The sequence below is a fragment of the Stenotrophomonas forensis genome (assembly GCF_028752115.1).
GTDB classification, from domain to species: Bacteria; Pseudomonadota; Gammaproteobacteria; order Xanthomonadales; family Xanthomonadaceae; genus Stenotrophomonas; species Stenotrophomonas forensis.
Genome location: NZ_CP082270.1, coordinates 2,143,756 through 2,165,356, shown reverse-complemented (window position 1 = coordinate 2,165,356; position 21,601 = coordinate 2,143,756). Strand labels below are relative to the sequence as shown.

The 21,601-nt window shown below is 65.2% G+C and carries 14 protein-coding genes and 1 pseudogene; 8 read left to right on the top strand and 7 right to left on the bottom strand.

The window, feature by feature from the left end; translation table 11 throughout:
- Positions 1-26: 26 nt before the first annotated feature.
- Positions 27-1,190: a two-component system sensor histidine kinase NtrB gene (locus K5L94_RS10295; RefSeq protein ID WP_164087095.1), complete on the top strand. Its 1,164-nt coding sequence runs from the start codon at positions 27-29 to the stop codon at positions 1,188-1,190.
- Positions 1,180-1,539 carry a response regulator gene (locus K5L94_RS10290; protein WP_053449578.1) on the top strand — a complete coding sequence of 120 codons (360 nt, stop codon included), beginning with the start codon at positions 1,180-1,182 and terminating at the stop codon, positions 1,537-1,539. Before K5L94_RS10295 ends, K5L94_RS10290 begins: the two co-directional genes overlap by 11 nt.
- Before the next feature lie 66 nt (positions 1,540-1,605).
- On the opposite strand, the gene K5L94_RS10285 is transcribed toward K5L94_RS10290, so the two are convergent.
- The 3 genes from K5L94_RS10285 to K5L94_RS10275 form a co-directional block, all read right to left on the bottom strand.
- Complete coding sequence (locus K5L94_RS10285; protein WP_053449577.1) at positions 1,606-5,295, bottom strand: TonB-dependent receptor; 3,690 nt, start codon at positions 5,293-5,295, stop codon at positions 1,606-1,608.
- Positions 5,292-11,351, bottom strand: coding sequence for a CshA/CshB family fibrillar adhesin-related protein (locus K5L94_RS10280; protein ID WP_274512542.1), 6,060 nt, complete (start codon positions 11,349-11,351; stop codon positions 5,292-5,294). The genes K5L94_RS10285 and K5L94_RS10280 overlap by 4 nt, the downstream gene beginning before the upstream one ends.
- 453 nt (positions 11,352-11,804) lie before the next feature.
- Positions 11,805-12,368: a TetR/AcrR family transcriptional regulator gene (locus K5L94_RS10275; RefSeq protein ID WP_274512541.1), complete on the bottom strand. Its 564-nt coding sequence runs from the start codon at positions 12,366-12,368 to the stop codon at positions 11,805-11,807.
- Between the two features lie 168 nt (positions 12,369-12,536).
- On the opposite strand from K5L94_RS10275, the gene K5L94_RS10270 reads away from it, so the two are divergent.
- Positions 12,537-13,367 carry a universal stress protein gene (locus K5L94_RS10270; protein ID WP_274512540.1) on the top strand — a complete coding sequence of 277 codons (831 nt, stop codon included), beginning with the start codon at positions 12,537-12,539 and terminating at the stop codon, positions 13,365-13,367.
- Here K5L94_RS10270 and K5L94_RS10265 read toward each other — a convergent pair.
- Positions 13,315-14,208, bottom strand: a complete 894-nt coding sequence (locus K5L94_RS10265; protein ID WP_274512539.1) for a helix-turn-helix domain-containing protein — start codon at positions 14,206-14,208, stop codon at positions 13,315-13,317. The genes K5L94_RS10270 and K5L94_RS10265 overlap by 53 nt on opposite strands.
- A gap of 97 nt (positions 14,209-14,305) precedes the next feature.
- On the bottom strand, positions 14,306-14,770 hold the full coding sequence (locus tag K5L94_RS10260) for a GNAT family N-acetyltransferase (protein WP_274512538.1): 465 nt from the start codon (positions 14,768-14,770) through the stop codon (positions 14,306-14,308).
- A gap of 163 nt (positions 14,771-14,933) precedes the next feature.
- Here K5L94_RS10260 and K5L94_RS10255 point away from each other — a divergent pair, with 163 nt between their 5' ends.
- The 3 genes from K5L94_RS10255 to K5L94_RS10245 all read left to right on the top strand — a co-directional run bounded on the left by K5L94_RS10255 (position 14,934) and on the right by K5L94_RS10245 (position 17,955).
- On the top strand, positions 14,934-15,824 hold the full coding sequence (locus tag K5L94_RS10255) for a dihydrodipicolinate synthase family protein (protein ID WP_274512537.1): 891 nt from the start codon (positions 14,934-14,936) through the stop codon (positions 15,822-15,824).
- Positions 15,825-16,022: 198 nt separating this feature from the next.
- Positions 16,023-17,048 carry an acyltransferase family protein gene (locus K5L94_RS10250; protein WP_274512536.1) on the top strand — a complete coding sequence of 342 codons (1,026 nt, stop codon included), beginning with the start codon at positions 16,023-16,025 and terminating at the stop codon, positions 17,046-17,048.
- Positions 17,049-17,454: 406 nt separating this feature from the next.
- The gene (locus K5L94_RS10245) at positions 17,455-17,955 is read left to right on the top strand and encodes a hypothetical protein (RefSeq protein WP_274512535.1); all 501 of its coding nucleotides are present in this window, start codon (positions 17,455-17,457) and stop codon (positions 17,953-17,955) included.
- Positions 17,956-18,064: 109 nt separating this feature from the next.
- On the opposite strand, the gene K5L94_RS10240 is transcribed toward K5L94_RS10245, so the two are convergent.
- Entirely contained in the window at positions 18,065-18,580 is a 516-nt protein-coding gene (locus K5L94_RS10240) for a hypothetical protein (RefSeq protein ID WP_164087103.1), read from the bottom strand.
- A gap of 597 nt (positions 18,581-19,177) precedes the next feature.
- Between K5L94_RS10240 and K5L94_RS10235 the strand changes: the two genes are divergently transcribed.
- Positions 19,178-19,543, top strand: coding sequence for a DUF6713 family protein (locus K5L94_RS10235; RefSeq protein ID WP_180878157.1), 366 nt, complete (start codon positions 19,178-19,180; stop codon positions 19,541-19,543).
- Between the two features lie 73 nt (positions 19,544-19,616).
- On the opposite strand, the pseudogene K5L94_RS21935 reads toward K5L94_RS10235, so the two are convergent.
- A pseudogene (locus tag K5L94_RS21935) lies at positions 19,617-19,923 on the bottom strand (hypothetical protein); the annotation flags it as partial.
- A 297-nt stretch (positions 19,924-20,220) separates the two neighbouring features.
- Here K5L94_RS21935 and K5L94_RS10230 point away from each other — a divergent pair.
- The gene (locus K5L94_RS10230; RefSeq protein WP_274512534.1) at positions 20,221-21,129 is read left to right on the top strand and encodes an SEL1-like repeat protein; all 909 of its coding nucleotides are present in this window, start codon (positions 20,221-20,223) and stop codon (positions 21,127-21,129) included.
- Positions 21,130-21,601 lie beyond the last annotated feature (472 nt).

Here is a 21,601-nt window from a genome sequence, read left to right as displayed (position 1 = left end):
CTCACAGGGGTAACACTTATTTCCACGTGGACGCTGCAGCCTCTACGACGTCCGTACTGACGGACCCTTCCCGACAACTGCGACTGCTGATTGACAGCGTGCGCGATCATGCGCTGTACCTGCTTGATCCCGAAGGCATCGTCTGCAGCTGGAACCCGGGCGCCGAACGCATCAAGGGCTATTCAGCCAACGAAGTGGTGGGAACGCATTTCGGTCGTTTCTACCTGCCGGCCGAGCGCGATGCCGGTGAGCCGCAACGCCTGCTTCGCCTCGCGGCGCAGCACGGCCATGTCGCCAGCGAGGGCTGGCGGGTGCGCCATGACGGCTCTTCGTTCCGCGCCAGCGTGGTCATCGAACCGGTCATCGAGGGCGGCGAACTGCTCGGGTTCGTCAAGATCACCCGCGACATCACCGAGCAATGGCAGGCACAGCGCCTGCTGCGCGATGCCCAGCGTGCACTGCGCAACACACAGCAGTTCGAGACGGTCGGCCGGCTCAGCCGTGGCCTGTCGCACGAGTTCAACAACCTGCTGACCACCATCGGCAACGCGCTGGACCTGCTGTCACTGCGCGTAAGCGGTGACGACCTGCGCGCCGCCGAACTGCTCGATGCCGCCCAGGCCGCGACCGACCGCGGCGCCCTGCTGACCCGCCAGCTGCTGGCCTTCAGCACCGGCCAGACCCTGATCCGCGAGCCCTTGGACATGAACGCGCTGGTGCGGCAGTGGTTGCCGGATCTGCAGCGTGCCTGCCCGCCCACGGTGACCCTGGACGCGCGCCTCACTCCGGGCCTGCCGCCGGTAAGCACCGATGCGCTGCAGCTGCAGACCGCGCTGGCCAACCTGGTGGCCAATGCCGTGGAGGCCACCGTCGATGGCGGCCGCATCCTGATCGGCACGGCACTGGAACACCGCCTCGACCCGGATGCGGACACCACGCTGCAACGCGGTTATGTCACCCTCAGCGTCTGCGATGAAGGCCACGGCATGGCCGCCGACATCGCCGAGCGGGCGACCGAACCGTTTTTCACCACCAAGGACATCGGCAAGGGCAGCGGCCTGGGCCTGAGCCAGGTGTTCGGATTCACTACCCAGAGCGGCGGCTTCGTCGACGTGTCCACCACCCCCGGTGTTGGCACCACGGTCAGCCTGCTGCTCCCCGCAACAGAGGAAGCACCCGATGACCGATGACCCGATCCGCGTACTGATGGTGGAGGACCAGACCGATCTTCGCGAGATGATCGGCCTGGCCCTGCGCGACTTCGGCATCGAGGTGGCCACCACCGCCGATGGCCACGAGGCCGCGGAGCTGCTCAAGGGCGAAGCGCGCTTCGATGTGGTGTTCAGCGACGTCAGCATGCCCAACGGCATGTCCGGTATCGAGCTGAGCGAGCACGTGGCGCGCGAACAGCCGCAGGCACGGATGATCCTCTCGTCCGGCTACGCGCGCTCGCAGCTTCCGCCGCTGCCGGAGAAGGTCGAGTTCCTGCCCAAGCCCTACCGCCTGCGCCAGCTGGTGCAGCTGCTGAAGCAGGATTGAGAATCCGCCGGGCTTGGCCCGGCGCATCCGTTCCTGTAGCGCCGAGTCCATGCTCGGCAGCGGTGCTCAGTAACGCCCCACCAGGTTCAGGTACCACCCGCGATGGGTGTAGTCGAACCTGGTCAGGTCGTCGCTGAAATCGGTGAAGTTGTAGCCCACGCCGACGCGGAAATTACGCCCGATATCGCGGTCGACACCGGCCAGCCAACCCTGGCGGGTACCGCCGTCGCGCACGTCCAGCAGGCGGTACTCCAGCAGCCCATGCCACTGGTAGTACAGGTCGTAACGCAGCTGGCCGGAGGCGAAGTTGGTGGCCGAGTCGAACCACGGACCGGTACCGCGCCCATAGCGCACTTCGCCTTCGCGGCGGGCCGCCTTCGCCGCCACTTCCCAGCGCTGGTCGATGCGATACACGCCCTCAAGTGACAGCACCTGGGTGCGCTGGTCGTAGTCGACACCGTTGACCTGCCCCATCGTCGACAGGTCATACAGGTAGCTGTAACGGCCGAACAGCGCCCAGCGATCGTTGTCCCACGGGCGATAGGCGAAGCCGAGGTTGCCCTCGATGAAGCGCGCGCCCGCCACCGGATTGATCGCATCATCGGTGTCGGCGTAGTTGAAGCGCGCCGCGATCCGCCAGCTGTCGTTGAGGCGATGGCTCAGCCGGTTGGTGCTGACCCACTGCGTGCGCCGCTCCGCGCCCGTGTCACGGCGCCACTCCAGCTTGCTCTGCCATTCGGTGCCCGGCGAGGTCCGCCCGCCGGACAGGCTCACCGCCTTGCGATCGACCTGCCCGGTGCTGGCGTCGAGCTTGCCATTGCTCAGCGTGAAGCCGGCATTCCAGCCCACCGCCGGATAGAAATCCATGCCGAAGGTGTGCGCCAACCCGGACTCCTGCCCGGATTTGAGGAACTGGCTTTCGTTGAACACATTGACCTGGTCGGACAACCGCCAGCGCTGGCCCAGCGTCCAGCCATCCTGCGCGTTGGGGCTGAACAGCGGGTCGTACTCGCTGCGGTCGGTCGACTGGGTGAATGCACCATAGAAGCTGTGCTGTGGGGTCAGCCGGTACTCGGCATTGACCTGCGCGGCCGTGCCACGGTCGCCATCGCTCACCTCTGCACCGACAGTGGACAGGTTGGCGAAGGTCCAGGTGCCGCCGGCCACCACCGCATCGTTGTCGGCATAGCGGCCATGGTCGTCGTCCACGGTCAGCTGGCCGCCACCGTAGACATCCAGCGACGTGCCGATGCGGTGGGTGTAGCGTGCTGCAGCCAGCACGCCGGCCACGTTGCTGCCACTGCCGCGGTCCTCCTGCACCCGGCGCAGCTCGGCCGACAGGCGGTCGTTCTCACCGATCCGCCATTCGGCGGTGGCCTGTGCCTGGATCAGCGACTGCGCACCGCGACGTGCCTCGCTGTAGCGTGCGTACAGACTGAAGTCGTCGGTCACATAACCGAGCAGCTCGGCGCCCTGTTCGCGCACCCGCTGACCGGTATCGAAGCGCCCGACCGAATAGCCACCGTCCACCTGCCGCCACCAGGCACCCGCGCTCCAGTCGCGCTGGGTCCAGCCCAGCTCACGCAGGTTGACGCGTGCCTCGACAGCAGTCGCCTCGCCTTCGCGCGGCCCTTCCGGATTCAGGCGGCTGAAGCTGAGGCCGCCATTGTCGGAGAAGAACACCGGTGCACTGGTCGCCTCGCTGCGACTGTGTTCGACCTTCAGATAGGTGCCACGGCCGGCCTGCAACGTCAGGTCCGCGCCCTTCAGCGAATAGTCCTGGCCGGCGCGCTGCTCGTCCACATAGGTGGCACCCACCGCGACATGATCGCCAAACCAGTGCTTGCCACGCACGCCCGCGGTGATGTCATCGCTGTCGAACCCGGTCGGCACCCACTCGTAATCCACGATCAGGCGCTGTTCGTAACCATCCAGCGGCACATCGCGGCTGATCCGGCGCAGGTTCTCGCGGCTGACCTGCGCCAATGGGCGGGTCAGCAGGATGCGGCCCTGCAGGGCGTCGATCTCGTAGTCGGCACCGCGCACCATCGGTACACGCTGCTCCACGCGCCCGGTGGTGCGGTCACGGATTTCCAGCACCACCTGGTCCGAGCCACTGAGGATGCTGGCGTGCCGCAGGTAGTACAGGCTGCCACCGGTACCGATGAACTCGCTGTGGCCGGGCGCGGTCTCGGCCTGCGAGCCGAACAGGCGCAGCTCGCTGCGCGCGTCGCCCCAGGCGTTGGCACCGCGCGAGCGCCACGACAACGCCGCACCGTACAGCGATCGCACGTACTGCGCATATTCGGTGCCGGTCAGCCCGGTGTTGTAGTTGCCCCACAACGCCTGGTTCTTGTCCCAGTCCATGCGCAGGTAGAAGCGCCCCATGCTGTCGACATCGCGCTGGGTCAGCGAATCATCGCCGTAGGTCGGGTAATACAGGTCCGGATCGAGGCTGCGGAACAGGTCGCGCGGATCGGCGGTGGTAAAGCCGGTGAACAGCTCGTCCAGCGGGCGATTCTGGGTATCGGCCTGCGCGGTCAGCAGGTAGCGGCCACGGGTCTTGGCCTTCAGGTAGAAGGCCAGGCGCCCATCGCTGAGAACATCGTCGTTGCGCTCGCCACGGGCCAGGTCCTGCCCTGCCCCGCTGGCCTTGTTCTGGTACACGGTGATGTCGGCCAGGCCGACACCGAACAGGTACTGGCCACTGACATCGACCTGCAGCGTGCGCGCGATGGCCGGTGCATCCGGCCGCTCGACACGCACATCGAAGGCGTGGTGGCCGATCGGCATCAGGTACTCGGCGGCGAACTTGCGATCCTGGTCCAGTGGATAGCTGTCGCCGTTGATCTTCAACGAGGCACCCAGCGGCAGGTCGCGGCCACGCAGGCGCACCCGCGAGCCGTACACCGGAATGTTCTGCTGGCGCAGGCCGTTGCTGTCGAACACCTGCTGCAGCAGCGACAGTGATGCCGCCTGATTGGCATCGACAGCGGTGCCGCGGCGGTCTTCCAGCGCATCGCGCAGCTGCTGGTTGCCCCGCTCGAACTCCGCCGGAGTGACCAGCTGCATCGACTGCGCGGTGGTTTCATCGACATTGCCCTCGGCGTCGAAGGCACGCAGCACGTAGACCAGGCGGTCACCGCGACGCAGCGGTGTCGATGCCGGCAGGGTGCCATCCCAGGTGCCCTGTGCAACGGCGGCCACCGGCAGTTCAAACGTCGCCAGCGGCGCCACCCGGTCGGAGTCGCTGCCGCGGTAGACACTGACTTCCAGGCGCTGGATGAAGGCGGTGTAGTTGCCGCGCACGTAGAACTCGACCGGACGCACGATGCGCCCCTCGTCGAAGGCCACCATGCCCGGCGCTGACACCGACAGTTCCGGCTGCCCCATCGTGGGGTCCTCGGTGGCCCAGATCGCGCCGCCTTCCGGCAGGCGGATCATGAACTCGCCACGCACGGTCGCCTTGCCCGGCTCATCGATGGCCACGCTGACCCGGCGATCCGGCTGCAACGCCTGCGAGCTGGAACGCGTGGACATTCCCTCGGTCACCGGCTCGTCGTAGCTGCGCGAGCGCAGGCTGAACAACAGTTCTCCCTCGGCATTGCACTGGGTGCCATCACACCGGATCGGCGCCGGATCGGCGGCGGGCGGGGCGGCTTGGGCGGTAGCGGCCAGGCCCAGCAGCAGCGCCTGGTACAGCGCGGCACGTGGCAGGCGGGCCGCACGACGGGCGGTAGAGTGATGCGCGCTCATCGGCGGGCCTCCTGTTGGCGGGCGGCCGCACGGGTAGCGGCGCTCTCCTCGTTGCGGACGCGCAGGCGCTGCTGCACGGCGGGGCTGAGCTGGCTGCGCAGCGCCTCGAACACGGCGCTGGCACGGCGCAGGCCCAGTGCCTGGTTGTAGGCATGGCTGCCGCGCACATCGGTGTGCCCGACCAGGCTGACCTGACCACCGCCCATCTTCTCCAGGCGCGCGGCGATCGCCGCCAGCAACGGCTTGAACTCCTCACGCACGGTGGCCTTGTCAGTGTCGAACAGGACGTTGCCCAGCAACGCGCCATTCGCATCGACACCGGCCAGCAGCGAATGCGGGTCCTGCACATCGGTGCGCAACTGCACGGTCAGGCCAGCGCGCGCGCTTTCGGCCACTTCGGTCTGCAGCGCATCGCGCACCACTGCGGCACGGGCGAAGGCCAGCGCCTGGCTTTCGCCGTTGGCCGCGATCACCACGTCACCGCCCTGGTAGCGGTTCACCACCTCGGCCATCTTCACCAGAACCGGGCGGTAGTCGGCACGCAGCTCGCTGCTGCCCGGGGCAAACAGCACTTCGCCCAGGGCCAGCTCCATGCGCTCGGCCGGCGCCTGTGGCGACGGCGGCAGGCGCACGCCGAAGCTGAAGCGTGTCGGCACGCCCTGGGTCACCCGCCGCAGCAGCGGATTTTCGGTCGTCAGCTCCGCACCGGCCGGCACCGTGGCCGGGTCCAGCTTGATGATGAAGTTGCGGCCCAGGCGCGCATCACCGCCGTGGACGTCGGCAAGGTGGTAGCGGCCGAACGGATCGGTCTCCACCAACAGGCCCTCCACCGTGGCCAGGCGCACGCCCGGGATGCCCTGCTCCTGGATGCCCTCGTTGCCGATCACATAGGCCACTTCATAGCCCTCGGAAACGCGCGCGATCTCGCGGCGCACGGTCGGCTCGGCGGCGGTCAGGCCCTTGCCGGCCTCACCACTGCGCTGCACGTCCGTGCCGCCCTGTGCGTCCATTCGCAGGCGGTGACCCTGCGCGCTTTCCAGCACGAAGTCATCGGTGAAAGCCAGTTCGCGCAAGCGCTGCCGCACCACCACCTGATGTGCCTCGGCGCTGTCGGACGTCGACGCGCGGCCGTGCACCGTGCCGATCTGCACGCCGTGCAGCAGCGGTGCGCTGGCATCGGCCAGCGGTTGCGGGCCATCGCCGCGATCCAGCGTGGTCGAGCCGGCCACATAGGCCGCCGCGGCGAAACCACCCTGCACGCGCACGCCGGTCAGCTCGGCACTGTCCTGCCAGCCGTCACCATCGCGGTCATCGAACACGGTACCGAACACCAGGCTGTCTTCCAGCAGCGGGTCGGCATCCATCGCCACTTCGGCGGTGGCGATGTTCGACAGCGGGCTGCCATCATCGGCCGTCGCCACGGCCTGGTTCACGTGATTGCCACCGCGTACGCCAGCGCCGACGCGCAGCAGATAGGTGATGGTCGCACTGCGGCCGACCGCGATATCCACCGCGCCGATGCGCAGCGGCGACTGGCTGCTGGCCAGCGAGAACGCGCCGTCATCGTCGGCCACGCGCATCGAACCGTCGACGTAGCTGAAGCCCGGCGGCGGCGTATCGACCACCACGCCATCGCGCCAGTGGCTGCTGCCCACGTTCTCGACCACCAGCTGGTAGCGCACCAGATCGCCCACCTTCACCCGGCGCGGGCTCGCGGTCTTGGTGATGCGCAGCGCGAAGTCGGACACCACCTTGTGGCGCGTCTCGCAGGTCGTGCACTCGGGCGGCGGCGAGCCATCCGGGTACTGCCCGCGCAGGCGGTTCAGCACTTCGGTACGCGCTTCCTGATTGACGATCGCCTGGTAGACCCATTCGTGGCGGCCAACCGCGGTTCCCGCCGGCAGCGTGCACACGATGTCCGTTCCCTGCTGCACGCATCCGGCCGGCAGGCTCTCGATGCTCAGTCCGGCATCGGGCGTGTCCACCAGCTGCAGCGGCTTGCGCAGGGACGCGCGCTCGACCGTGGCGACCAGGGTATAGCGCAGCCTGTCGCCAGGACGCACCTCGGTGCCACTGGCCGGGCCGGCCTGCTTCTCCAGCACCACGCGCGGTTCTGCAAGCGCGTGCTCGGTGCTGCAGTCGCCGCTGCAGGTGGGCGTGTCACCGCCGCTGCCCAGCACTGCATTGCGCACACTGCCACTGGCCTGTGCATTGACCAGCGCGCGATAACCCAGCGTGTAGGTGCCCGGCACGGTGCCGGCCGGCAGCGAGCAGACCAGCGGATTGCTGGCGTTGCAGGTGAACGGTCCCGGCTGGGTGACCGACTGCAGGTCCAGGCCCACGCCCAGCGTGTCGGTCAGTACCAGCGTATCGGTGGTCTGCGAGTTCGCGACGGTCACTTCAACGCTGTAGTCGACCGCATCGCCGACGCCAACCGGCGCAACGGTGGAGGACTGCTTGCGGTAGGTCACCACCGCTGCCAGCACCGGGGTGGTGGTGCTGCAGTTGCTCGTACAGGTATTGGTACCAGGACCGCCACCCAGCACTGCGTTGTTCACGCTGCCCTTGGCCTGCGCGTTCACCTTCGCGGTGTAGTCCACCGTATACGTGCCCGGCGCGGTCCCGGCCGGCAGCGTGCACACCAGCGGATTGGCGGCATTGCAGCTGAAGCCCTGGCTGGCGGTCACCGCGCCGAAGTCCAGGCCGGGGCCCATCGTATCGGTCAGGGTGAACACCGCCGTGGTGCGCGAGTGGCTGACGACGGCGGTCAACGTGTAGGCGATGCTGTCACCGACCTTGACCGGACCCGCCGCTGCCGAAGTCTTGCGATAGTCGATCTCACTGCCGGTGACCGGCGTGGTGGTATCGCAGTTGGCGGTACAGGAGGGATTGTCGCCGCCGCTGCCCAGCACGGCATTGGTGACCTGGCCGCTGGCCTGCGCGTTCACCACCGCGGTGTAGGACAGGCTGTAGCTGCCCGGCACGGTCCCCGCAGGCAGGGTGCAGACCAGCGGATTGGCCGCGTTGCAGCTGTAGGCGCCCGCACTGGTCACGGCGCCGAAGTCCAGGCCCGTACCCAGGGTGTCGGTCAGGGTCACCACATCGGTGGTGCGCGAGTTGGTCACCACCGTGGTCAGCGTGTAGGTCAGGCGATCGCCCACCGAGACCGGGCCGGTGCCGCTCACCGACTTGGCATAGCTCACGCCGGGTGCCGCCACCGGGGTGGTGGTGTCACAGTTGGCACTGCACGACGGATTGTCGGTGCCGCTGCCAAGCACGGCGTTGCGGACACTGACGCTGGCCTGCGCATTGACGGTGGCGCGGTAGGTCAGGCTGTAGGTGCCCGGCACGGTGCCAGCCGGCAGCGTGCACACCAGTGGCTGGGTGCCATTGCAGGTGAAGATGCCGGCGCTGCTGACGCCGCCGAAGTCCAGGCCACTGCCCAGGGTATCGGTCAAGGTGACCACGCCGGTGGTGCGCGCACGCGTGACGGTCGCACTCAGCGTGTAGTCGATGACGTCGCCGATCCGCACCGGACCACCGGTGGACGCCTGCTTGGCATACACCACCAGCGCGCTGGCCATCGGCGTGGTGGTATCGCAGCTGCCCACGCAGGAGGGATTGTCGGTGCCGCTGGGCACCACCGCGTTGCGCACCTGGCCGCTGGCCTGTGCATTGACGATGCCGGTATAGGAGAACGCATAGCTGCCCGGAACGGTACCCGCCGGCAGCGTGCAGACCAGGGGATTGCCCGGCGCGCAGCTGAAAGCACCTGCGCTGGTGATGCCACCGAAATCCAGGCCAGCGCCCAGCGTATCGGTCAGCGTGGTCACCGCGCGGGTACGCGCGTCAGCCACCACGACCGTCACGGTATAGGCCACCGCATCACCGATCGCGACCGGGCCGGCGGTGCCACTGGCCTTGGACACCGAGATCCTCGGCGCGGCCACGGGCGTGGTGGTGGTGCAGTTGCTGCTGCAGGTGGGGGTATCGGTGCCGGTGCCGACCACGGTGTTGACCACCTGGCCGCTGGCCTGCGCATTGACGGTGGCCGTATAGCTCACGCTGTAGGTGCCAGGCACGGTACCGGCCGGCAGCGTGCACACCAGAGGATTGGCCGCGTTGCAGGTGAACGCACCGGCGTTGCTGACACTGGCGAAATCCAGGCCGGTGCCCAGGGTATCGGTCAGCGTCAGCACGTCGCGGGTGTTGCCATCGGCCACGGTGACATCGACGGTGTAGCTCACCGTCGTGCCCACCGCGACCGGGCCGGCCGTGTTGGAGCGCTTGGCATAGCCCACACGCGTCACCGGCACGGTCACATCGCTGCGCGTGCAGTGGTCGGCATCGGTGCAGCTGGCGCCCGGTGCGGGCGCATTGCCGCTGTTGAAGGGGTCGTAGCCACCGCCGACACTGGCGTGATTGGTCAGAACGCCGGTCGCCGCTGCAGTGACGGTCACCGGCAGGGTGAACACCGAACTGGACCCGGCGCTGCCTGCCGCTGCAAGGACCTGAGTGCTGGTGCAGGTGACGTCCTGGCCGCTGGCGGTGCAGCTCCAGTTGCCACTGACATGCGTGCCGCTCCAGTTCGGCGCGATACCGGCCGGCAGCTGGTCACGCACGGTGATCGTGCCCGCCGCCACATTCGGCGGATTGCCGGTGGGCACGTCGCTGGTGTTGCTCACCGTCAGCGTGTACTCGGTGCCGGCCTGGCCATAGTTCCAGACGCCGCCGGTGGCATTATTGCTCTTCACCACCTTCAGCGACGGCGCGGTGATGGTGATCCGGTGGTCCTCAACCTCGCCGTCGTCGGCCACGCCGGTCGGGTTCTGGATCTGGACCGCGTTGGTGGAGTAGCGCAGGCGCACGTAACTGGTACCCGCCAGTACCTGGGCGGGCACGGTCCAGGTCAGGTTCGCCTGGCCACCACTACAGGCCGCGATACCGCTGCGCTCGTTGGCATCGAACACGCCATTGCGATTGAAGTCGATCCAGCCGGCCACGCTGCCATTGCCCACGCAGGCGACCGGTTGGTTGATCTGGGTACCGGCCTGCATCACCGTCAGGCGGTAGCTGGTCGGCCAGGCATCCTCTTCGCGGCTTCCCACCTGCGGGAAGTTGTCATCGCCCAGCGCATCCAGGCTGTAGCTGCTGCGCTGCTCGGTATCCGGGCCGAGGCTGCCGAGGAAGTCGGTCAACGGCGGCGCCAGACCGCCCGGCGTGTAGCCTGCGGTGTTGATGTTGAAGTTGCTGGCTCCCTGCGGGATGCCGTCGGAACGGAACTGCAGATCGTCCACCACGTGCATGGCATCGCCATAGCTCTGCGGCGCGTCGCCGAAGTCGGCGTAGGGCACCAGCAGGCCGATCGCGATCGCGGTGGTGCCGCCGCCGCGCATCGAGAAGCCCATGTTCACTGCCAGGTTGCCCGGCGCGTGTGCGGCGTTGTCAAAACTGAGGAAGGTGACCGCGGCCGTGTTGTCGTCGTTGCCGGGGCCGAAGCGGATGACCTGATTGGCACCGCTGGTCGACTTGTTGACCAGGTATGGCGTGGCGTTGGACAGGTTCTTGCGGACCTCGACCACGTTCCACGTGCCCTGCGCGCTGGCCTCGACGAATTCGCCGCTGTTGTTGATCGACTCGGCGTCGGCCATCACCACGCCGCGCAGGCGATACGGGGCGCCGCCCAGGGTCGACGTACAGGTGATGCTGAAGGTGGAGGTGCCGCTGGCACGTGCGATACCGGCGATCAGCTGGTTGCTGGTGCCAGTGCCGCCGATGTTGTAGAGGTCGTCAAGGCTGTCGCCACCGAAGTTGCCGGGACGATAGCTGCGCAGCACATTGGTCTCGGCCGTATTCAACCGGCAATCGACGCGCAGGTTCACCCCGGCCGCGACCGGCATGTCGATGGACGACATCGCGCCATCGTTGAGCGCGACGTTGTTCACGCCATTGGCACCGCCACCCCAGGTCAACCACAGCACGGTGTTGCGGTACGGGCTGCTGCCGCCAGTGGCGTAGGCGGCGGCCCAGGCCAGCGACGGCATCGTCAGCGACAACAGGGCCAGCAGGCCGGCCCTCAGCCATCCGCTGGATCGCCCTGTCCGGGCACGTTTTTTGGGATGAACGCATCCACCGCCCGCGCTTTCGCGCGACGTCGTCGACTGCCACATGGTTGATTTCCCCGTCGTCGACCCTTGCCGGGCCGAAGGTCAGTGGGTGACCAGCAACGAATTCCCCGGTACGGCGGTACACATGACTGCGTGTTCCGCCGGGTCCGTGGCGATCAGCTTCGTCCCTTGTCCCCGGTTGGTCAGGCACATATAACTGTGACGACCATAACATATTGCAAACAATTATGTGATGAAGATCACATTCACATTTGCAGAGTCTGGCGTCAGCTCCACGCGTCCAGTTATAGCGGGCACACAGCTTCGGGCCGGGCACGATTCCGGCAGCCGCCGCCTACTTTCCGGCAAAACACCACGCAGATTCGGCAGCGGTATAGGGCCTCAGGGCTGCTTCGCGCCTCGCAGGAAGGACGCCAGCAGCGTCGACGCTGCCATCGCCGGCGCCAACCGGCCGCGCGCCAGTGACCAGGTGGTGCCGTAGAAGCAGGTCCAGTAGAAGTCGGCCAGCCACACGGCGGTGAATCCGAGATTGAACACGCCGGATTTCTGGCCGCGCAGGAAAAAAGCCTCGAAACGCTCGCCAATCGGCGCCCAGCGCCCGGGCAGCAGATGCAGATCGCCCTGGCGCTGCTGCTCTTCCATCATGCGCGCGAACAGCAGCGTCACCAGCTCCCAATCGGCCAGCAGCGCCTCGGTCACCCGCTCCAGCACCTGCATCGCATCGGCATCCGCGTCGAGCCAGGAGGCCGCCGCCTCCAGCCGTTCAAACCCGGCCGCAAACAACGCCTCGTCGATCGCTTCGCGGGTGGGCGCGAACCGGTACAGCGTCGCCCGGCTGATACCGGCACCGCTGGCCAGTTCGCTGAGCGTGCAGCGCGGGTGGCTGACCAGCGTGGCTGCGAGGGCATGGTGCAGGTCGCGGCGGGAACGTGCGGCAGGACGCATGGAGGCACCGGATTCGGGATGCCCTCACGCTAGCATGAATCATCAATTAATGAACTGAATCACAGATGATTCATCCGAATCAAGAGTGCGCTAAAAATGGCGTGCGTCCGGTGCACCCGGGTCGGTGCACGCAGGGATCGCGTCACAGGCATCGAAGGAGACAACGCCATGCTGCATCCGCTACGCGACATTGCCGTGCTGTTCGATGCCAGCGACACCGGGCACCGGGTCCTGAACATCGCCGCCCGGCTGGCGCAGGTCCAGCAGTCCCACCTGATCGCGGTCTCCACCGCCCAGCACCCCAGCGACATCGCCAGCGGCTTCGCCCGTGGTGCCGGCATTGCCGCTGCACTCGACCATGAAGCACGTGCCGATGCCGCCTGCACCGCGCAGCTGATGCAGAACCTGCGCGCCGCCGCCGAGCCGCTGCGGATCAGCACCGAGCTGCGCATCGTTTCGGACTATCTGGGCGGCGCTGATCTCTCCCTGCAATCTCTGTACTGCGACCTGATCATCGCCGGCTATCCACACACGCCGGGTGCGCCCAGCGGCTGGCACCCCCTCGGCACGCTACGCCAGACCGGTGTGCCGATGCTGCTGGTGCCGCCGCACTGGCGCGGCGAACAGGTCGGCCAGCGCATCGTGGTCGCCTGGAATGCCAGCAAGCAGGCACGCCGCGCGGTGGCCGATGCGCTTCCCCTGCTCGCCCGCGCGCAGGCCGTGCACCTGCTGATGGTCGACACCCCCAAGGCGGAGGCCGCACCGGGCGCCGAAATGGCCCAGCACCTGGCCCGGCATGGTGTCGAGGTCGAGATCCAGGCGGTCAATTCCACACAGGGCGGCGTTGCCGCGACCATCCGCCAGCATGTACTCGATGCCGAAGCGGACCTGCTGGTGCTGGGCCCCTACAGCCGCAGCCGGGTGGTGGAACGCGTGCTCGGCGGGGTCACCGAGAACCTGCTGGCCGAGGTTCCCGCACCGCTGTTCGTATCCCACTAGCGAGGCCCTGCCCCGCGCGGCGGTAGGCGGTCAACGATTGCCCGGTATGCCGCCGGAAATAGCGGCACAGGTAGGACGCATCCTCGAAGCACAGGCGCTCGGCGATGCGTCCGATCGGCAGCTCGCTGTAGCTCAGCCATGCCTTGATCTCCAGCACCACCTGATGGTCGATCAACGCCTTCGGCGTTTGGCCGAAGCACTCGCGGGTCAGCTGTGACAGATAGAACGGGGTGATGCACAGCGCCTCGGCGTAGGACTGCACGTCACGCTGGCGCGTGCTGCGCTGGCCGACCAGCTCCCAGAAGTTCCAGGCCAGGCGCTCACGCCGGCTGAGCTGCGCTGTGGGCGCGCCCTTCGCCGGCAGCAGCGTGGCCAATTTGAGAAAGAAGATCTGCAGCAGAGAGCGCAGCATCACATGCCGGTACCGGCCTCCCGTGTGGTGTGCGTCCATCAACTGCTGCAGCCAGCCCTGCAGCAACGGCACCTCCAGCGGTGACGGCGTGCAATGAGGCTGCTGATGCAGAAACTTGAACAGCGCGTTGGGCAGTACATAGCCCACTTCGGACGCCAGCGCCTTCGGCATCAGGCAGACCACCGCAAGGAAGCCGCGCGAGCGCTGCCGCAACAGCGCCAGCGTGTCCTCGGCCAGCACCAGCACGTCGTGCGGCTGCACTACCCCCTCACGGAAGTTGAGGGCGAAGCGCGCACGCCCCGACACACAGACCAGCAGCGCCAGGCGGGCGTGCCCGAACGACAGCGGGACGCCCTGGCCATCGGCCAGCGTGCTGACCTCCAGGCGCATCGATTCGTCCTGATCCAGAAGCTGGGGTATGCGGTCCATGAACCGATCCGGCTGGATTCCGGCACCCAGCATACGGGGCCCGGTCAGCCTGTTGTGAAAAGTGCCGAAGGCATCAAGGCCCGTCACCCGGCGCCCGTCATCCGCCAGCGCGCTGCATGAACAGCAGATCCGGCGTCGAGGCATCGTCCACGGGCCGGAATCCGAGGTCGCGATACAGCGCCACCGCCGCGGGATTGTCCCGATAGACCCGCAGGGTCAGGCGCTGTACGCCCGGTGATTGCAGGGCCTCGGCGATCATCAGCTGCATCAGCACGCGCCCCAGCCCGCGCCCCCGCGCCTGCGGCGAAACGATGATCCGGCCCAGATGAGCCGTGCCAGGCTCGCTCAACCAGTACTGGCCGAAGCCTACGCAGTCGCCCTGCCCGTCCAGCAGCACCCGCCCCGGGCGAGTGCCCAGCCCAAGCACCTGCGCGAACGCTCCGGCCGGCACAGGGAATGCGACACCCGGGCCGGCCCAGCGCTGCGTGGCTGCGGCCGAATCGAGCCAACGGGCGATGCGCGCGTAGTGCGAAGGCTGGACCGGCTGCAGCTGCGTGGGCATGGCGATACGTGCATGACGTGGACGTCCATTGTGCGTGCTCCAGGACGCGCCGTCACACCGCAGCACAGCTCTTGAATTTTGTCCTAGGACAATAAAGAATTCCGGGCGTCCACACGCCTGCCGCCCAACGGCAGCCTGTCTCTTTCTCACTCCCGGGTATCCCATGTTCAGAGGCCTCAGCGCGTTTCCGCTTACTCCGCTCAGTGGAGATGACATCGACACCCGCGCTTTTGCCGCACTGGTCGAGCGCCTGGCCGCGTCCGGGGTGGACTCGATGGGCATTCTTGGCTCCACCGGCAGCTATGCCTATCTGGAGAAAGCCGAGCGCAAGCGCGTGCTGCGCGAGGCCCTCGCCCATGCCGCCGGCGTACCGGTGATCGTCGGCGTCGGTGCGTTGCGCAGCCGCGACGTGCTGGAACTGGCCAGGGATGCCGAAGATGCCGGCGCTGCCGGCCTGCTGCTGGCACCGGTGTCCTACCAGCTGTTGAAGGAACATGAGGTCTACACACTCTTCGAATCGGTGAGCATGGCAGTGCACACCCCGATCTGCGTGTACGACAATCCCGGCACCACCCGCTTCCAGTTCTCCGATGAACTGCATGGGCGGATCGCCGCGCTGCCCAACATCGGCTCGATCAAGATCCCCCGCCTCTCCGACAATCCGGTGGAAGCGGCAGCAAGGGTCGCAATGTTGCGCGCCCACCTTCCTGCGCATGTCACGCTGGGGATCAGTGGTGACGCCGCCGCCGTGCGCGGACTGGCCGCGGGCTGCGATGCCTGGTATTCGGTAGTCGCTGGCCTGTTCCCCGAGGTAGCGCTGCGGATCACCCAGGCAGCGCGCAGCGGTGACATGGCCTCGGCCGAAGCGGCCTCTGCGCAATTGGCACCGCTCTGGGCGCTGTACGATCGCTTCGGCGGCATCCGCGTCATGGCATGCGCTGCCGCGCTGATGGGCCTGTGTAGTGACGACTGCCTGCCGCGACCGCTGCTTGGGCTGCAGGGCAATGACCGGGCGCAGGTGGCCGAAGTGCTGGAAGGTCTGGGGCTGCGCTAGACGCGGGGAACGGGTGCGAAAGTGGTCGCGCAGGTGGTTGGGCGACCTCGCTCTCGAGAAGAGGCTTGCATGGCTCAGTACGTTCATCCTGCGGGACGCGCGTGACCGGATCGGAACCAACGGTCATCTTCCAGCCCTAGGAGGGACCCGGGTAGCGGCCAGTGGCACAATAAGCCTCGATGCCATGGAGGGGAGTCCATGCGATACAACCCTGCGCTGGACGGCCTGCGAGCAATCGCTGTAGCGCTTGTGCTGGCCTTCCACGCGCGATTGTTCGGTGGATTCGGCGGCTTCTTCGGCGTGGACGTCTTCTTCGTCCTGTCCGGCTACTTGATCACGCGCATTCTTGCCGATCAGCACGTAGAGACAGGATCGCTGCGCATTGGCACCTTCTACGTGCGCCGCCTGCGCCGGCTCTACCCAGCCCTTCTACTACTGCTGGCCGTTTACCTGGCCGCTGCGCCATGGGTGTTCCCGGAACACGCCAACCACCTGCGTGACGCAGCTGTTGCCGGGCTCTATCTCTCGGACTATGGCTTCGCCCTCTGGCGGGTGCCGTGGTATCTGCAGCACACCTGGAGCCTGTCCGTTGAGGAACACTTCTACCTTGTGTGGCCGATGGTGCTGATGGTGGTGTTCCGGCTGCCAAGGCACTGGTGGGCACCCGCCGTTTTCCTCCTGGCAATCGCAGCCACACTCTGGCGTTGGCACGTGGCGCTGAACGACGACGCCTGGTATCAGCCCTACTACCGGTTCGACACCCGGCTGTCCGGGATCCTGCTCGGCGCCGCAGCTGGCCTGTGGAACCCGTCCGTACCCAAGGCAGCTGCTCCAATGGGTGCGCTGCTGCTTGGGATCGCCGTGACCCAGGCGCACGTGAAGGAAATGGCGGCCCTCACATCATGGATGGCCATGGCAGAGATCGGCGCGGCATTGCTGGTCCTGGGGGCCCACCACGTGCGTGCACTTTGCTGGACCCCACTGGTATGGGTCGGAAAGCTGTCCTATGGCATCTACCTCTGGCATTTCCCAATCATGTATTGGCTGCGCGGGCAGGACATTACGGGCTGGAGCAGCATGCTCATCGGATCCGGCGCGGCAGCCCTCTGCGCGGCGGCCTCCTACTACACGGTCGAACGTTTCAGCCGGTCAGGCCGCGCCCACACTGCAGGAACCGCGCGGGTTGATCAGGTTGGCACGCTCGGCCGCGATACAGGCACCTGATAGCGCGCTGGCGCGCAGGTAAACGAGGTTCATTCTGCCGGAGAATGGTTCAATTCTCTGGATATGCGGGAGGTCGTGGGAAATGACGTTGTTCTAGCAACTTCCAAACCATTGATTCATGGCAGCTCCGACCCGATTCGGGCGGGCGACCAGGGCATGATTGCCCTAGACGGCAAGAGGGGAGTGATGCCCTTCTTGTTGTACTTGCAGTTTTACCTGCAGATCCCGTTCCATTTTGAAACGGTAGTTGTCCGAAGCGGTGAGAATTGTGGTCGACGGCGCGACCTCACAGTACCAATGCCGACCGGGCAAAGGCCGACATTCGCAGGCCAGTTTACAGGACATACCCTGAGACCAATAATTCTGCCGAAGCCGGGCATTCCTGGCTCACGCTACGGAGGGCTGTATGGAACTGAGTGGATTTCTGCTGATCCTCGGCATGGCCGCCGAGCCGGGGAACCCGGCTGCACCGAAAGCTCCGGCAAGTGAAGAGGTCACTGCGGCGATTGCGGAGGCAACAGAAGCGGCTGACACCTTCGCGGACTGCGCAGGATGGTGGGATTTCATGTCGACCTGGGAAATGAAAGCCGGGCGCTCCGCATCCGCAGAGCAGTTCAGGAACATGGGCAACGGAGCGCAGGCTGCGGCGCTGTGGCTGCATGCACAGGCATACGCATTGACCGCAACCAAACCGGCCAGGTACAGCGCGTGGTTGCCCATGGTTGCCCCTCGACGTTCTGCCGCCGCGACAAGAGTTGCAGCCATGGCCGAACACGGCGATATCGACTTTGCCCGTGCGGAAGGTGAACGCTGCCGAGCAATGCTTGGAGCGCAACAGCACGCCATAGACGACATCCGCAGGGATGCCGTTCAGCGTGAGTTGGATGCTTCGACGCCAGCCGAGTGATCCGCACCTGACTACTACAGACAGGAACGTCCCCGCGTGAGTGGGGACACTGCCTTGTATCTCCCCAAGGTCCCTCGCCATGTCCTCTGCAGCGCAGCCTTACCCAGCACTAAGCTGGCGGCGCCGGATGACGGTGGTAGGTCGCTGCTCCGTTTTGATAGCGGATGGTGACCGGAGGATTGATGTTCATGGCACCAGCATCACCTGCATGATCCCCCATGTAGGCCGTCGAGGTTCCAGCGGGCATGCGGACGCAGATCAAGTTGAACCTTGGACCGCTCTCCTTTTCGGCTTTTATCGTCAGAACCTTGAGCACCGTATGGCAGCAGGAGCATGGGAATTCATTCAATTCGATTCCAACTGAGCTACCAAAAGTCTTCGAGCTCTTCAGCCCCGTCCACCAGCACGCAAGCAGCTTCATCTCCGCGTGACTCTTGCACTGGCTGGAAACTTCTGCGCCTTTGGCATTTCCATAATTGAGATTCAGCCCTTTGAAAAGAGCGGCCGCATCTATCAATTCATCAGCACCAGACACAGTATTTTTATGCGTGAACGTTTCATCGTATAGCGTTGCCACTGTGCTGTGCTGGCTGGCCGAACCACCACCCTTGCCCTTGGGGCTCATCGCAGCATCTCCCATTCCCGGAGACATTCAAATACTCGATGGACAGGCACGAATCACGCCAATTCGTCTCACGTATCCAGCCGAAGGCTCTTAAACATCGCTCGCAATCAGGTCGCGAGCCGATGCTCGTAGATGGGTGCCGCTCGTCTTCGAAGATTCAATAGAGCGCGGCCAGGACAGTCGGGCCCGGGTTGAAACAGGTGTCGACATGCTTCTGCCTTCCGGAACGCGCACCGTGCGGCCATAGCTGCGGGCGTTGACCTGACCAGAGCCCGGGTTCCAGTCCCGGCGATCGAACAAGAACAGCACCGGACCGTCGAACCACTGCAACTCTTTGATTCTGGAGACCCCGGCCCGATTCGAACGGGCGATCTTTTAGGAGGGGGATTGCATGCCCTTCTAATTCAATGACTTGCGGATCAACTGCGACCACGCTGCGCCCAAGCGGTCCTTCGGGCGGGGTTTCGTAGCCGGCGGCTCGGTGGGCTCTCGCGCGTCCTTGATGCACTGCAGCTCTCCCCGCCTCGATCAAACGCCTCCCTGCTCGGCAACTGAAACCGGCTGTTAGACTTCGCGAACCCTCGGACGGAAAGCTCCATGGAACGGTGGTATCTGGCAACACTCGTGGCATTGATCCTGCACCAGATTGACGCCGCGTTCTGGCACGAATGGGACATGTTCCGCGTCCCCGGTGGCATCCAAGGTTTCCTTGTCTTCAACCTAGTCGCTGTCGGCGCCCTGCTGCACGGGTATCGCCAAGTCGCGCTGGCCAAGCCGTCCGCGCGAGCTTATGCCCGCCTGTGCGGGATAGTAGGTGCCGGCACAGCAGCAATCCACTTCGCATTTGCCGCTGCTGGCCGTGAGGAATTCCATCTCCCTCTGTCCATCGCGGCTCTAGCCGCATGCCTCATTGCCGGCGTCGGCCTGCTGCTAAGCAGCCAGAAACCGGCCACTGGTCAGTAGCCGCGGCCTAGCTTGGCGCCCCCTGCCCCTGCCCCCACCCACATCTTCATCGGATCCTTCGCCCCGGGCTTCGTGGCGGGGGCGGTTGGATCGGCGTGCTGTCGGTCAAGCGGGCCATGGCCTCACGAAGGGGCAGATCTGGATAGAGCCTGGCCGCGCACCAGCGCTCGCCGTAACGCTTTGCCTGCCGGACGTTGGCGGCCCGCACTTCCTTGACGTCCCCTGCCTTCCATCCATAGCCGGACCCCGGGCCCGCCGTCGAGCGTGACGCTAGCCGTCTCGCGCCCGTTTTACCAGAGCGCCCAGCGCTCACCGATCTGGACCCAGCCAGAGGGGGTCGGGGCGGTGCGGAAGCCTTGGTAGCCGTGCGAGGGAAGCATGGCCGGAAGGATACGACCGGCGGTCGCAGATCCTGCGAACGCAGCAGCGCTCTGCCTGAATCGTTTGGCGAAGGAACCGTTAAGGCCTGCATCGGCGATTTGACGAGATCGCCCATCTGCCCGAATCGGAGAGTCGAGCCTGACTCGACTCTATGCCGGCGCAGCAAAGTTTGCTTGCCGTAGGAAATTACCTACAAGAGGAGTGATATTTTACCTATTGCAGCAACCGATTGAATGTTGCGACCGTCGAGATAGCATGCTTGCTCATCTATCGACTGGCGCGTAATGGAGAACCCGATGCCAAATCCATCCCTAAAGTACAGCTTTGTCTATCAGTGCTTGCGCCTGTCAAAGTTCGCACTCATCGCCTGCATGGTCACCTCATGCTCAGATAAGAATGATGATGTTCAACAGGTGAGCGGCACACCGAAGAATGAAGTACCCGCTGCTACTGCAGAGCTTCGAGGCATCTCTCCAAAGCCAACAGCAATCGATACCAATCTCCAATCTGCACAGCGCCTACCAGATGCTCCCGTGAAAGATCTGTATCCGGCGCTCCGCAATAGAGCAGAAGCTGGAGATCCGGAAGCAAAACGACAGCTGTTCTTGTTGCTCAACGAGTGCCGCGTTGCAATGCAGTCAGACAGGCAACTTGACTACTCCGATAGTCAAGTCTCTCCAGAAATTCTCAAAGCCAGTGGGAAGACACGAGAGCAATACTTGGCCGATCAAGAAATGAGTACTCTCGCTTTCACCGAAGAGAAGCTCAAGCAATGCGAGGGCATCCCAGGCGATGCACTAAAGGAGACGTCCCGATGGCTGAAGGAGGCTGCGCAAGGGGGCGACTCCTACGCGCGGCTGGCCTACTACAACTACATGGATATCATCGTTGGAGATCAGCAGGAACAAGCAGTATCGGCCGAAAAAGTTAAGCAGTTCAATGACGACTCATATCGCTATATCAAAAGTGTAGCTGACACCGGCAACCCGGATGGGCTCTTTACTCTGGGAACTGCGTATCAGCGCGGCATCATTACGCCGAAGGACCCGATCCTTGCCTACGCCTACAAAAAGGCTGCTGGAGAGCTGACTCCCATCGGTGGAAACGAGCAGATGCTGGACCTCATGGCACAGTCCATGACTCCGACTGATCTAAGGAAGGCCAATCAACTGGCCGCTACGCTGGCACAGAGGAGCAAGAGATGAAAATCAGGCTTACGGCAGCATTCCTGTTGGTCTTTCTGCTAGGAGTAGCGGTTTACGTGCATGCCCAAGTGCGAGGAACTAGAAACATCGGGACTTATCCCTGTAATAACTGCGCACTGGGCTATCCGAGAATCGACCCACACACCTCAAATGAGCTTACTCTCGCCATAGCGAGTTTCAACAGACTTGTTGCTCTTGAGTCTCTGTCGATAGCCCCCGGTGACGTCATAACAATGTGTAACGGAACTGCTTGTGTTGGCTATGAAGTTACGTTGGACGGAGATGGATACATGGGAGTCAAGTATGAAGCCCAAGCCAGTACTACTCCTTTGAATCCTAGCGGAAATGCTAATGGCACCGGCTCAGGAACTGGCCATGGAAGCGGTCAAGGCGTCGGGAATCCGGGCGGCGCCAATCCAGGCAGTGGTTGCTATGGCAGTTGTGGCGGAGGACAAACCGGCACAGTGACAGC